The sequence below is a fragment of the Pseudoalteromonas sp. ESRF-bin5 genome (assembly GCF_002632075.1).
GTDB classification, from domain to species: domain Bacteria; phylum Pseudomonadota; class Gammaproteobacteria; order Enterobacterales; family Alteromonadaceae; genus Pseudoalteromonas; species Pseudoalteromonas marina.
Map to the genome: position 1 here is coordinate 1 of NZ_NTLW01000198.1, position 14,628 is coordinate 14,628.

9 protein-coding genes are annotated in these 14,628 nt (G+C 39.9%); 6 read left to right on the forward strand and 3 right to left on the reverse strand.

Annotation, left to right across the window (positions count from 1 at the left end):
• On the reverse strand, positions 1-635 hold a 635-nt coding region (locus BCG07_RS11975; RefSeq protein ID WP_286890296.1), incomplete at its 3' end, for an AI-2E family transporter.
• 170 nt (positions 636-805) lie between these two features.
• Here BCG07_RS11975 and BCG07_RS11980 point away from each other — a divergent pair.
• The 5 genes from BCG07_RS11980 to BCG07_RS12000 all read left to right on the forward strand — a co-directional run bounded on the left by BCG07_RS11980 (position 806) and on the right by BCG07_RS12000 (position 8,866).
• Positions 806-1,696, forward strand: coding sequence for a TIGR01777 family oxidoreductase (locus BCG07_RS11980; protein WP_008127716.1), 891 nt, complete (start codon positions 806-808; stop codon positions 1,694-1,696).
• Between the two features lie 140 nt (positions 1,697-1,836).
• Positions 1,837-3,000 (forward strand): GGDEF domain-containing protein, encoded by a 1,164-nt coding sequence (locus BCG07_RS11985; RefSeq protein ID WP_286890299.1) that lies wholly within the window; start codon positions 1,837-1,839, stop codon positions 2,998-3,000.
• 239 nt (positions 3,001-3,239) lie between these two features.
• Positions 3,240-3,845 (forward strand): tyrosine-type recombinase/integrase, encoded by a 606-nt coding sequence (locus BCG07_RS11990; protein ID WP_286890300.1) that lies wholly within the window; start codon positions 3,240-3,242, stop codon positions 3,843-3,845.
• 84 nt (positions 3,846-3,929) lie between these two features.
• A complete protein-coding gene (locus tag BCG07_RS11995) occupies positions 3,930-5,483 on the forward strand; it encodes a methyl-accepting chemotaxis protein (protein ID WP_286890302.1) in 1,554 nt (517 codons plus the stop codon).
• Positions 5,484-5,572: 89 nt separating this feature from the next.
• Entirely contained in the window at positions 5,573-8,866 is a 3,294-nt protein-coding gene (locus BCG07_RS12000; RefSeq protein ID WP_286890304.1) for an EAL domain-containing protein, read from the forward strand.
• Positions 8,867-9,187: 321 nt separating this feature from the next.
• On the opposite strand, the gene BCG07_RS12005 is transcribed toward BCG07_RS12000, so the two are convergent.
• Together BCG07_RS12005 and BCG07_RS12010 are read right to left on the reverse strand one after the other, a co-directional pair.
• Positions 9,188-11,737: a glycoside hydrolase family 3 protein gene (locus BCG07_RS12005; protein ID WP_286890306.1), complete on the reverse strand. Its 2,550-nt coding sequence runs from the start codon at positions 11,735-11,737 to the stop codon at positions 9,188-9,190.
• Positions 11,737-13,011 carry a sugar MFS transporter gene (locus BCG07_RS12010; RefSeq protein ID WP_286890308.1) on the reverse strand — a complete coding sequence of 425 codons (1,275 nt, stop codon included), beginning with the start codon at positions 13,009-13,011 and terminating at the stop codon, positions 11,737-11,739. The genes BCG07_RS12005 and BCG07_RS12010 overlap by 1 nt, the downstream gene beginning before the upstream one ends.
• A gap of 258 nt (positions 13,012-13,269) precedes the next feature.
• Between BCG07_RS12010 and BCG07_RS12015 the strand changes: the two genes are divergently transcribed.
• Positions 13,270-14,598 carry a GH1 family beta-glucosidase gene (locus BCG07_RS12015; RefSeq protein ID WP_286890309.1) on the forward strand — a complete coding sequence of 443 codons (1,329 nt, stop codon included), beginning with the start codon at positions 13,270-13,272 and terminating at the stop codon, positions 14,596-14,598.
• The last annotated feature ends 30 nt before the right edge of the window (positions 14,599-14,628 follow it).

The window sequence follows — 14,628 nt, forward strand, 5'->3', positions numbered from 1 at the left end:
AAGTAAACAGACACAATAATACCGGTAGCTAAACTAACGAGTGTTTTTATAGCCAAGTAAGAATTAATTGATTCTAAAAATCGGTCAATTTGCTTCATTTTACTATCAGGATCTTCAAGAGCCATATGTATTTTATTGCTTAGCAATGGGCCTTCAAACAGCATAAAAATAACCGTTAAGATTATTAAAAACATGTTTGCCATTACGCCACCAAGCCCTGTCAGCATGTTAGTTGCTACATCAACCATTTTGCCTGGGTCAAACATCGAAATAAGTTGTTCTTTATTAATTAAAATATTGTACTGGGAGGCGAGGTCTACAAGCCAAATAAACTCTTCTTTGAGTTGGGCTTTATATTCAGGAAGCTGCTGTGAAAAATCATTAATGGACTGGCCAACTAAGCCACCTAAGCTGACTCCAAGCCCAACAATAATTAGCACCACAAGCATCACTGCAATGCCTTTAGGAATTTTATAACGTGCAAAAAATTTAATTAGTGGATTACAAATAATGGCAATAAATGCCGCTAATATGAAAGGAATAACAATGACACTTGCTGATTTGATCCCTGCCAATACCACTACTAAAGCAGCAAAAACAATTAAGCTTTTATTTACACCCGTTAAACCTGCCACTTTATTTATCCTTTTATTTGTAATAAGGCCACAGTGTAAGGCAAAACCTAATGAAATGAAATAATTACAAAGTGATCATAACCCTTGTTACTTCGTATTAAGGATAGAAACTACATGCTAGTGAGTATAAATTAAAAACACTTGCTACAATTATATTTTGAGGATTCAATATGCATATATTTGTTACAGGTGCTACTGGGCTAATTGGCCAACATTTATGTCCTTTTTTAGAGCACCATAACACGGTTACCGTGCTTAGCCGTAATGCCACAAAAGCAAATGTATTATTGGGTCATAAAATTAAAGCAGTCACTGACATAAGCGCTGTTGATTTTAATACCGTTGACGTTGTTATTAATTTAGCCGGTGAGCCAATCGTTAATAAACGTTGGAGCGATAAACAGAAGCAAATTATACGTGACAGCCGCATTAATATAACGCAGCAAATTAGCCACGCTATTGCAGCAAGTACTAACCCTCCACACACATTTATATCAGGCAGTGCTATTGGCTACTATGGACGCCAAAGCAACAAGCGCATAGATGAAAACTTTACAGATCCCCACAATGAGTTTAGTCATCAGCTGTGTAAAGACTGGGAAGACGCAGCATTAAAAGCAGAGTCTGAAAAAACACGAGTCTGCCTATTACGAACCGGTATTGTATTAGCTAAAAAAGGTGGTGCATTAAGCAAGATGCTTCCCGCATTTAAATTGTGTTTAGGCGGGCCAATTGGTGACGGCGAGCAAGGTATGTCGTGGATACATATAGACGATATGACACAGCTTATTTTATATATTATGAAACACCCTGAAATTTCGGGGCCAATTAACGCCGTAGCACCAAACCCAGTTAGTAACTCAGAGTTTAGTAAACGCTTGGGTAATGCATTATCGCGTCCTGCTTTTATGCCCATGCCTGCATTTGTGCTGAAAGTATTAATGGGTGAAATGTCTGACTTACTTACTACCGGGCAATTTGTAGTGCCAACCAAAGCACAAAAGCATAACTATCGTTTTCATTACGAGAACCTTAAATCGGCCTTGGACAGCTTGGTTTAGCTGGCGTTAATTATCTTCTGTGTATACTCTATTCAGTTACGATATGGGTAACTACTACTATTTACCCATATTGACCTTTAATGATTAATACATAATACTTAAGTTAGTCAGACACAATTACCTAATAAAAGCGAAAATGAATGCTGCACCTGCCTACTGTGATTGGTCTCTCTTTTATACTTAACCTACTAATAGGGTTGTTTTTTTTATCTGTTCATAATTACAAAAAACAATCTGCTTTTTTAATTTTTGGTTTAGCGTGCATTGCATTTTCATTTGCTGAACTACTCGCATGTTTAAAACTAATACTTAATTTTCCTTTTATTACGAGTTATTTAGCGAATATTTTTATAATACTCAGCCCATTTTTAATTATTCTGGGACTACATAAATACAAATACAGCAAACCTTTAAACTTACGCCCTATTTACTATTTGCTACTTTTTACCGCTGTAATTTTATTATCTGTGTATCCTTACTCCGCGGCACAAATGGTAACGAGCTTTATTATTGCAGGGTTATACTTATTTTCTGCTTACATCATTAGCACTATGAGCTTTGTTGCAACCTTACAAAAAAAGGCATTAATTACCTGCTTTTTAATCCATAGTTTGCTTATGTTTGTTCAAACAGTGCTGCTTGCTTTACCTATTTTAAGCTTAAGCGAGACAACCTATTTAGAACCATTAGAGCTCATTTTAAGTAGTCATTTAATTTTAGCCACTTGCAGTGCATTATTACTCCCTTACTTATTAGCATCTAATACAGAACATACGCTTGCCAGCATTGCTAATACCGACGTTTTAAGTCAACTACTTAACCGCCGTGGTTTTTTTATAAAAGGAAAAAACGCGTTAAGTTTACCTCTTTACCAAAACAAAAATATTTCACTTATTTTGCTCGATATTGATTTTTTCAAACGGGTTAACGATACCTATGGCCACGAGGCCGGCGATCAAGCCATAAAGTGGATCGCTCAGCATGTAAAATCACAATTTTTAAATGAAGAGATATCAGCCAGGATCGGCGGCGAAGAATTTGCCATTTTGTTGCCCAACTGCTCATTAAGTGATGCCAGAAATAATGCCGAAGAACTACGCGAAAGCATAAGCAGTTATCCATTTTATTACGAGGGGCACGATATAAATTTATCGGTGAGTGCAGGCGTCAGTAGCACAATAAACGGCGAGCAGACTATAAAAGAGTTACTAGCGAACGCCGATAAACGACTCTACCTTGCTAAAGAAACTGGCCGTGACAAAGTGGTAACCTACGATGAAAAAAGCTTACTTTTGCAAGCTTAATTTGAAATAGTCTTAACTTGATCTGCCAGATTCAATTTGTAGAGTTGAATTAAATCTGACAGTGAATAGCCGATTTGTGCCAATTGCAGACACTCCTCTCAACAAACATTAATGACGGCTTTCAAGGGATAGCCGTCATGCTCATCTTCGTTTCAGTAAATTATCTTTAATAATTGCGGTCAAATTTCATACAAGCGGGTCGATAACCTCATAAGCCCAATCTTTTTGAGATAAAAATCATGGCTCGTCGCATACCTTGGAATAAAGGAAAAATCATCGGCCAAAAAGCACCACTTCGTCAGCAAGAAGTGTGGTCTATACGTGCCAGACTTGAAATTGCCAATAACACTAAAGAGCTGGCATTGTTCAATCTGGCCATTGACTCAAAGCTTCGAGATTGTGATTTAGTCGCTTTAAAAGTGTTAGATGTCATGCGAGCTGGTGAAATTTTAACGAGAGCCAGTATTGTTCAGCAGAAAACTGGCACCCCAGTAATGTTTGAAATCATCGCTCACACCCGCCAGTCATTGCTCGAATGGATTACTCTCGCAAATTTAAAATATGATGATTATTTATTTCCTTCACGAAAACACGCTGTGCCTCATCTTGGCACCCGCGCTTATGATCGCATAGTCCATAAATGGGTGTCATCCATCGGTTTAGAAAGCGGTTTGTATGGCACTCACACCATGCGCAGAACTAAGGTTTCTATTCTGTACAAGCGAGACAAAAACTTACGCGCCATTCAGCTGTTACTCGGTCATAAGAAAATTGAAAGTGCGGTTCGCTATCTGGGTATTGATGTGCAGGATGCGCTTGAGTTTGCTGAAAATCTTGATATTTGAGTTTCACTTTTATAGTTAAAATACTACACTATAATGCATACTAAGCTATTAAATTATAATGTTCTGTACAAATAAGAAACACTTATGCGTAAAAACCTGCCAGTTACTGATCGAGAGAAAACTTTCGGAAGTACAACTAAACTCATTTCAGTGACTGATACTAAAGGAACTATTCTTGAATGTAATGATGCTTTTGTTGAAGTCAGTGGCTTTGAAAAGCACGAGTTGATTGGCCAGCCTCATAATATGGTTAGGCATCCGGACATGCCACCAGAGGCATTTAAAAAGATGTGGCACTATTTGAAATCCGGTAAGCCTTGGATGGGTCTTGTGAAAAACCGCTGTAAAAATGGCGACTATTATTGGGTGGATGCGTATGTGACGCCTGTAACACAGAACGGCAAAATAATAGGCTATGAATCAGTTCGCTCCTGCCCCTCAAGTCAGGACGTGGAGCGGGCGACTAAACTTTATAGTGATATCAATGCAGGAAAAAGTAGTCGGTTTTCTTTACCCGTATCGCTTGAAAATGCCTTCTTAGTATTATCGATAACTCTATGTGTTGGGTTATTGGGTTTTGGTTTCAAAGAACTTTCTGAGGATGTACTACTAGCCTCAGTGATCATTTTTGCTATTTGGGTATCATTAAGCAGAAAGAAAACCCTCAATGCACTGAACGACATGCTCAACCATGCATTTTCAGATGAACTGGCGGTAAAAAGTTATACCGATGAAACTGATGATTTAGGCAAGCTTAAAGTTGCTATTTTAAGTCAGCTAGCGCATTTAGGAACAGTGATTACCCGCATCGAAAGTGCAGCTCTTGTTGTTGCCAAGGAATCGGAGAAAGGCGCAGAATTAACAGATAAAACCAGAAAAGACATTGAAAGTCAGCAAGCAGAAACCATTCAGGTGGCTACTGCTATGAATGAAATGTCGACTACTATTGCCGAAGTATCTAAGCATGTCAGTGATACCGCTACGCAGGCAGACACTGCTAACAACCTTGCAGTAAAAGGCACTAAGGTGGCGAATATTACCCGCGACTCTATTCAAAAGCTAAAACACACAGTAGAGCAGATTGGTAGTTCTGTGCGCGGTGTGTCAGAACAAACTTCACATATCGCCAGTGCCGCGCAAATAATTGAACAGATTGCAGATCAAACTAACTTACTTGCCTTAAATGCTGCTATTGAGGCTGCTCGTGCAGGTGAGCAAGGGCGAGGCTTTGCAGTGGTTGCAGATGAGGTAAGAAATCTTGCCCTGCGAACTCAAGAATCCACTAAAGAAATCTATGGTATCGTCACCGAATTAACGCAACGTGCAGGTGATGCTGTGAACGTCGCTGATGCTGGCGCGACTGATGCAGAAGATGGTCTTTCTCATGTCATTGAGAGTGGTAAAATGTTAAGTGGCATTTGCGAGTCTGTTGGTCAAATTGCATATATGTCTATTCAAATGGCTGCCGCAGTTGAAGAGCAAGCTCATGTTGCTGAGGATATAAACCGGCAGATAGTGAACATTTCAACGCTTGCCGATATGAGCTCTGAAAGCTCGATGAAATTATCAGAAACCATTATTTATCTTAATAAAATAGCTGATGAACTACATGAGCTGGTTGTTCGGTTTAAACGATAAATTCATAAATACGGTCATAATGTTTAAGAATATCTTTCTAAAGCACTATTGGTAATTTACGACTGAGTAAAACACTACTGGAGAGACTTTTGAGTGCACCTGATTATCCTGCTGATGAAGCCGTTCGTTTACTCGCGTTAAAACGCACAGCATTACTGGACTCGCCTGCTGAAGAGCGCTTTGATCGTATCACTCGACTGGCGGCTTTAATTTTTAATGTCCAAACGTGCTTAATTTCGCTAGTCGATGCTGACAGGCAGTGGTTTAAATCTAAGGTAGGGCTTGATGCTTTTCAGACTGACCGTGATATTTCTTTTTGCGGGCATGCAATATTGCACCCGGATATTTTTATCGTTACTGACGCAACAAAGGATGACCGCTTCTCTGCTAACCCGCTTGTGACCGAGGAGCCGCGTATACGTTTTTATGCAGGAGCGCCGGTTTGCGAGCCAGGTGGGCAACCTATTGGCACATTATGCCTTATAGATCCACAGCCTCGTGACTTGACGATAAGCGAAAAACGAGTATTACGTGAGTTAGCTGACATGGTTGAGCATGAGATTGCCAGACTAGATCAGGAAACGCTCCAACAAAAACTGTCAGCTGACATGACAAGAACGGCATCAATAATGGCAACGTTGCCAGATATGGTTTTTGTCATTGACCGAAACTTTCGTTTTTCAGTGTGTAACGACCATCCTGATTTGCTTAAGCCTCAACATGAAATTTTAGGGCAGAAAATCCTTGATGTATTGCCTAATGAGTTAGGTCATCAACTGATGGATAATGTTAAACAGGCTTTTGAGAACGGCAATGTCATTCATCACAACTACACCTTTAAAAAATTGAATAAATCCTTTGAAGCGCGATACAAGAAAATTGATGAAAATGAAGTTCTGATTATTATTCGCAATACTACTGAGCAAACCGCTGCACACTCTGCCATCAGACGTCTTTCGGAAGTTGCCAGGCAAACAACGAATGGCGTAATGATAACCGATATACGTGGTTTTGTTGTGTGGATAAATGAGGCGTTTACTAGCATCACTGGTTATAGCATCGAAGATATGCTGGGTAAAAAGCCAAGTGAACTATTGCAGGGAGCCGACACTGACCCCGAAATTGTTGACGAAATGAGAGAGGCCCTGTCTTTACAGCAGAGTTTCAATGTTGACGTACTCAATTACTCAAAAGAGCAGAAACCATATTGGGCGAGAATAGCTTGTAATCCGCTGCTCAATGAAGAAGGCGAGCTTAGTGGCTTTATTGCAATCCAGACCGATATCACGAAAGAGAAGCGGGATGAAGAACTCATTCGCAATAGTGAGAACTTACTTAAGGCGGTGATTGATGCCAATACTATTGGCACATGGCGTCTTAATTTACAAAATGGCGAGTTAGTAATTAATGATAAATGGGCGTCATTGTTGGGCTACGAATTTTCTGAACTACTGCCAACTACCAGAGAAACCTGGGAACGACTGACCCATCCTGATGATTTAGCCTATTGTGCTGAACAAATCGAAAAACATGCAGCCGGTCTTATTCCGATATACGAAGCCAATATTCGAATGAAACATAAAAACGGCGAATGGATTTGGATAAACACCAGGGGGCGAGTGTCCACAAGAACAAATGATGGTAACGCTGAGTGGATGCTGGGTACGCACTTCGATATTAATGACCAAATACAGGCCGAAAGCTCACTCAACGAAAAATCAAAACAGATGGAAGCTGTTGTCGAGAGCTTACTTGATGGCATTATTACCATTGATAGCAAGGGTAAGGTACTTACATTTAATCAAGCTGCAAATGAAATTTTTGGTTATTCTGATGAAGAAATTATAGGCAGAAATATCAGTATGCTTATGGGCTCACCGCATCGTGAACATCACGATATCTACTTATCAAATTATATTAACCGTGGTATCAGCGACATTACCGGTCGTATTCGTGAACTTGATGCATTGCACAAAAATGGTACAACATTTCCTATTGAGCTGGGTGTTGTTGAAGTAAAAATGGCTGGTGAAACTAATTTCATTGGAATCGTGCGGGACATCACTCAGCGTAAAAAGCGTGAGCAAGAAATACATCAGTTAGCATTTTATGACCCACTCACATTACTACCAAATCGACGGTTGTTATTAGACCGATTACAGGGGGCAATGACACATTGTTCACGCGCCAACAATTTTGCGGCTTTAATGTTTCTTGATTTAGATAACTTCAAAAATCTTAACGACAGTGCTGGTCACAATAAAGGCGATTTATTGTTATGCCGAGTCGCTGAACGATTGGTTAGTTCAGTTAGGCAGGGTGATACGGTGTCACGGTTAGGGGGTGACGAGTTTGTTGTCGTAGTATCAGACTTAAGTAATGATAAAGAAACGGCTGCTAATCAGGCTGAATCACTTGCGCAAAAAATCATGGCTCACTTAGCGCAGGAATATGACTTAGAGGGTTTAACCTACAATAGCTCCGCAAGCATCGGGGTAACACTGTTTAATAGCACAAGCGTCCCAACAGAGGACCTATTAAAACAAGCCGACATGGCAATGTATAAGGCTAAAGAGGCTGGTCGCAATGCCGTGCAATTTTTTGATCCCAAGATGCAGGTTGCAGTTAGCTCAAAAGCGACCTTGATCCACGACTTGTATAACGCAATACAGCAAAGACAATTTACTCTTTTCTATCAAAAGCAGATTGACCAGCATGGGCGGGTTGTTGGTGTCGAAGCGCTGTTACGCTGGTTTCATCCAGAAAAAGGGATGATTTCACCGGCACAATTTATCCCTCTAACAGAAGAAACAGGCCTTATTGTGCCTATTGGGGATTGGATTTTACAACAGGCGTGTGAGACTTTAGCCAATTGGGCTAAACAACCTGTTACGAAAAATCTGAGCGTTGCGGTTAATATTACCGTGGTTCAATTTAGCAAAGATGATTTTGTTCAGAAAGCAATCAACTCATTGAAAAATTCAGGCGCTAATCCTCAACTGCTAAAGTTAGAAATAACAGAATCACTCTTGGCTAATAATATTCCAGATGTAAAAGCTAAGATGCGAGAATTGCAGCAATGCGGTGTTACGTTTTCTATTGATGATTTTGGTACTGGTTATTCATCTTTATCATATTTGAAACAGTTGCCTATAAACCAGTTAAAAATAGATCAGAGTTTTGTTCGGGACATCATTAACAGTAGTAATGACAAGGCGATTGCTCAGGCTGTTATAACATTAGCTAGCTCCATGGGTCTGCAAGTCATCGCTGAGGGCGTCGAGACAGAGGATCAGCGAGCATTGTTACATAGAATGGGCTGCAATACTTATCAGGGATACCTTTTTGGAAAGCCATGCAGACTTGAAGAGCTAAAATTATAAGTGTGTTACATCAATGCAATTGTGTGACGATGATTAGCGTTTTACGCCCCGCTTTTATGAATAATATAAGAAAGTAATTATTAACGTCTGCTTTCAGAGTACTGCTGATTTTTGGTAGATATGACCTGAAAGCCCGCTTTTCGCTCATAGCTGCCTTTCAGATCAAGTCTAAACCTATTTGCTTATACTGTCAGATCAGATATGAGCTACTACACTTAATTACTAAATAAAACTATCTGTGTATTTTGATTCATAAAAAAAGCCCTTCAAATGAAGGGCTTTACTACACACAACAATCTATCTATTTAATTTAGCGTACCCTTACTTGCACTTAAACGTTGCTTCATCTGCTTTGTTTGGTACAAATTTGATATCTGATACCGACACAGAGGCTTTACTTGAGCTGTGCAAACTAAATGGGCTTGTTAAACTCGCAAAATTTACGCCTTTATCAGCAAAGCATTTAAGGTCAATCGAAACTGACTGCCACTTACTAAGTAAACGACTATCTACAACGTTAGCTAGGTTAATACTTTCACCACATTCACCCGAGCACATTGCAAGTGAAAGCTCATTACCAAGCGCTTGATTAAGCTTTATGTCAAAACTAATTACGCCATTTGCTTCAACATAAGTAATAGTATCTTCAGCAAAGCTCGTTACTATTTCTGCGCTCGCTTTTTCACTCCCGTCAAAATTAAACTGACGAGCATCTTCTTGTACAACCTTATCTTCAGTTCGGTATTTTATAGCGCCAAACTCATGGGTACTGCTCGACACATCTAACAATTCATCACCCGATTTGAGCAATAAGCGCCATGGCGCAACCGGTGCGCCCACTAAAATATCCATACTGGTTAGTGATGAATTATCTAATTGCGAATTTTCATCTAAATTATCCGCAAGTATATTTTTATCGCCATAGGTTAAACCAAAGCCATACGGTAATAACGGCGAGTAATCTTTATCTCCCTTATTAACCGTTGTTTGAACTGCCGTTTTAGGCCATGAAAAAGAAAGTTTGCCTTTAAAATCATGGTTAACACTTCCGTCGGCTGCTTTTAGTAGCACATCGGCAACACCACCGCCTTCAGTACCAGGTAACCATGCTGCTACAAATGCATCAGACGCATTAAGTTCACTGTTTACCCACATTGGACGACCAGAAATAAATACAGAAACAACGTTTATTCCTTGCGCTTTTAATGACTTTAACAGCGCTAACGATTTTTTATTGCCGCGCTCAAATTCAAGATTATCTCTGTCACCATGACCTTCCGCGTAAGGTTCTTCACCAAATACAACAACGGCTACATCGGGTCTTTGATCAAAAGAGCCATCATCACTGAGTGTAACTTTACCGCCTGCGGCAGTAACTTGCTCTTCTAAGCCTTTATAAATTGACGTGGCTCCTGGGAAGTCAGCATTTTTATTGTTAGTGCCCTGCCAAGTAATACTCCACCCACCAGACTGTTTACCGATATTATCGGCACCGTCACCGGTAATAAGTACATGTTGATTTGGCGAAAGCGGCAATAAGTCATTTTTATTTTTAAGAAGTACGAGTGACTCACGTACTGCTTGTCGTGCTACTTCACGGTGATCTTGTGCGCCAATTAATTCTGTTTTACCTGAATATAAACGGTTTGCTGGACTTGGCTTATCGAATAAACCCGCGCGTAGTTTTACACGCAATACACGTGCAACAGCATCGTCAATACGCGCCATGCTAATTTCGCCAGATTTAACTTGCGCTATGGTATTTTCATACAGTGGTTTCCAAGCGCCCGTTGGCACCATAAATATATCTAGCCCTGCATTAATAGCTTGTGGGCAGCTATCGTTAGTACAGCCCTTTATTTGTCCATGTCCATTCCAGTCACCAACAACAAACCCGTCAAAACCCATGCGTGTTTTTAATACATCGGTCAGTAAATATTTATTACCATGATTTTTAACACCGTTCCAACTGTTAAACGACGCCATTACAGACTGACTACCCGCCGATAATCCACCCACATAACCTTGTGCATGAATATCAAATAACGATTGCTCACTGTCGATATTGTTACCTTGATCGTCACCATCAACAGTGCCGCCATCACCTAAAAAGTGCTTAACAGTACTAATTACTCGTTTATCACTTAAAAAGTCTTCATCGGCCTTACCTTGTAAGCCATTTACAATAGCTGCTGAATACTCTCGCACTATTGCAGGGTCTTCAGAATATCCCTCATAGGTTCTACCCCAGCGATCGTCACGTACAACTGCAACGGTTGGCGCAAACACCCAATCAATACCTGTAGCCATAACCTCTACCGCGGTAACAGCTGCAATTTGTTCAATTAGTTCAGGATTATTAGCCGCACCTAAACCAATATTATGTGGAAATAACGTAGCACCAATCACATTATTATGACCATGCACTGCATCTGTTCCCCACATAGTAGGGATTTTGCTACCGTCTATTGAATCATCAACAGACGCTTGATACATTTTTTCAGCAAGGGCAACCCAATCTTGTGGTGTGGCATGTTTATCCCCATTAGGAAACGCCCCACCCCCGTTTAAGTAAGAACCAAAACCGTATTTACGCATATCTTCAACGGTAATATCGCGTATTTCAGGCTGAATCATTTGCGCTACTTTTTGCTCAAGTGTCATTGAGTTTAAATAACTCGCTATTTGCGCTTCTATTTCTGCATCTTTTTTAACCGCAATGTTGAGCTTGGGCCATATTTGTTCAGCACTAGCATGCGCTTTTGTAGTATCAGCTTGATTAGTATTGTCGTTTGAGCAAGCTGTTAATGTTGTCACTGAGGCAACCAATGTTGCTAATGCAATTTTATTGAGCGTAAAACGTGTGTTCATTATAAAGTCTCCTTAGCTTGAACAGGTTTGCTGCCACTTAAGCCGTAAAATACGATGAATAGATAACATAAAATTGGTAAAACATACGAAAGTTGAACCCCAACACTATCAGCAAGTGCACCTTGTAAAAGCGGCACAATTGCACCGCCTACAATTGCTAAACATAAAATGCCCGAACCCTGCGCTGTGTGCTTGCCTAAGCCATTTAGTGCAAGGCTAAAAATAGTAGGAAACATAATAGAATTAAATAATCCAACTAATAATATTGACCACATCGCTAACTGACCAGATGTGCTCATGGCAATAACAACTAGAACAATAGCCATGGTTGCATTAAAACCAAGCACTTTACCGGCAGGAAGTTTTTGCATTACCGCCGCGCCAATAAAACGCCCAACCATTGCACCGCCAAAATAATATGTAATGTAATGAGCCGCGACATGTTCTTTTAATCCAGCAATATTTTCTTGCGCTAAAAAGCTAACTAAAAAACTACCAATCGCAACTTCCGCGCCCACATACATAAATATGCCTACTGCACCCAAAACAAGGTGGCGATACTGCCATGCACTCCCTTCAATGGTGTCTGATTTCTCGGCTGCTTCTTTTTGCTCGCTCATAATGTCAGGAAGCTTAAGCCATGCAAACACACCGGCTAATACAATTAGCATTGCAGCAAGTAGCAAGTAAGGAAGTTGAACTGATTCGGCATTTTGCGCCGGTGTTAAAAAAGCATCCGACGCTGAGCCTAGTATTAATAATGCACCAAAAGACGGAGCAACCGTGGTACCAAGTGCATTAAATGCCTGTGTTAATGTCAAACGAGAAGACGCTGTTTTTGCAGGACCTAATAAGCTTACGTATGGGTTTGCAGATACCTGTAATAAAGTAATTCCGCTTGCTAAAACAAACAACGCAAACAAAAATACAGGATAGTTATGCATTTGTGCCGCTGGATAGAATAATACACAGCCAACTGCAGCAATTAGTAACCCGACAACAATGCCGTTTTTATAACCCAGCTTTTTCACAATAAGCCCGCTGGGTATAGACATTAAAAAGTAAGCACCAAAAAAACAAAACTGCACAAGCATAGCCTGCACGTATGTTAAATCGAATACCGCTTTTAAATGCGGGATTAGAATATCATTTAGGCAGGTAATAAAACCCCACATAAAAAATAGCGTTGTTAACGATGTAAGTGCAAATCCATAATTATTATCGCCTGTGTTTTGCGATTGTGTGTGTGTCGTTGTTGGTGCTGAACTAGCCATGTGCTCTCCGCAATTTATTATTATCGTTAACCTTCTCTGTATTGTTAATAAATTGGCGGCTAAGCCATGCTATTAAAGAGTTGACCTGAAGGTTAATTAACATTAATCTTAAAAATGTAAGCGCTTTCACAGCTAATTAAATACGAACACGTAACATAATTCAACAATTTTTATTTTTTTATCAAGTCGAGAGTAAGCTACGAGGCAGTAAATATCGGCGCTAAAAGTGCAATTTAGGTTTTAAAAGGTTTGTAACTAATGACTAAAATATCTTTACCAACTTGTTCACCTCTATTAACAAAAGAGTTTATTTATGGTGTAGCAACAGCGTCTTTCCAAATAGAAGGTGGCTCAACTCACCGTCTGCCGTGTATCTGGGATACCTTTTGTGATACTCCAGGTAAAATAGCTGATAACTCAAATGGGCATGTTGCGTGCGATCATTACAATAATTGGAAACAAGACATAGATTTAATCGAATCATTAGGAGTAGATGCTTACAGACTTTCTATTTCTTGGCCTCGTGTTATTACAAAAAGTGGTGAGCTTAACCCTGAAGGCGTAAAGTTTTACACCGACATCTTAGATGAACTGAAAAAGCGCAATATCAAAGCGTTTGTCACGTTATACCACTGGGATTTACCTCAACACCTCGAAGACGAAGGGGGTTGGTTAAATCGAGAAACAGCTTATGCGTTTGCTCACTATGTTGATTTAATTACCTTTGCATTCGGTGACCGAGTCCATTCATACGCTACCTTAAACGAGCCTTTTTGCAGTGCTTTTTTAGGTTACGAAATTGGCATTCATGCGCCAGGGAAAGTGGGTAAACAATACGGACGCAAAGCCGCCCACCATTTGTTATTGGCACATGGGCTTGCCATGACCGTATTAAAGCAAAACTCACCGACGACTTTAAACGGTATCGTGCTTAATTTTACTCCCTGTTATAGCATCTCTGAAGACGCTGATGACATTGCTGCAACAGCGTTTGCAGATGACTACTTAAACCAGTGGTACATGAAACCCATCATGGATGGTACATACCCAGAAATTATTGAACAATTACCTTCAGCACATCTGCCAGATATTCACGATGGTGACATGGCTATTATTTCGCAATCAATTGATTATTTAGGTATTAACTTTTATACCCGTCAATTTTATAAAGCGCACCCTACTGAAATATATGAGCCAATAGAGCCTACTGGCCCGCTAACCGATATGGGCTGGGAAATTTACCCTAAGTCGTTTACAGAGTTATTAGTCACACTTAACAATACCTATACCCTACCGCCTATTTTTATTACTGAAAATGGCGCAGCGATGCCTGACAGCTATAATAATGGTGAAATCAATGATGTAGATCGACTAGACTACTACAACAGTCACCTAAATGCCGTTCACAATGCAACAGAACAAGGCGTTAGAATAGACGGCTATTTTGCCTGGAGCCTAATGGATAACTTTGAATGGGCAGAAGGCTACTTAAAAAGATTTGGTATAGTTTATGTAGATTACAGCACACAGCAACGTACTATAAAAAATAGTGGCCTAGCCTATAAAGCATTAATCTCAAATAGATAAAAAAACGTATTTATTAACGCAACTAAAAAA

What these genes read in the sequence shown, in the direction of transcription:
- BCG07_RS12005 (WP_286890306.1), bottom strand. Translation starts at nt 11,737, where the DNA reads ATGAACACACGTTTTACGCTCAATAAAATTGCATTAGCAACATTGGTT.
- BCG07_RS12015 (WP_286890309.1), top strand. Translation starts at nt 13,270, where the DNA reads ATGACTAAAATATCTTTACCAACTTGTTCACCTCTATTAACAAAAGAG.
- BCG07_RS12010 (WP_286890308.1), bottom strand. Translation starts at nt 13,011, where the DNA reads ATGGCTAGTTCAGCACCAACAACGACACACACACAATCGCAAAACACA.
- BCG07_RS11990 (WP_286890300.1), top strand. Translation starts at nt 3,240, where the DNA reads ATGGCTCGTCGCATACCTTGGAATAAAGGAAAAATCATCGGCCAAAAA.
- BCG07_RS11985 (WP_286890299.1), top strand. Translation starts at nt 1,837, where the DNA reads ATGCTGCACCTGCCTACTGTGATTGGTCTCTCTTTTATACTTAACCTA.
- BCG07_RS11980 (WP_008127716.1), top strand. Translation starts at nt 806, where the DNA reads ATGCATATATTTGTTACAGGTGCTACTGGGCTAATTGGCCAACATTTA.
- BCG07_RS11995 (WP_286890302.1), top strand. Translation starts at nt 3,930, where the DNA reads ATGCGTAAAAACCTGCCAGTTACTGATCGAGAGAAAACTTTCGGAAGT.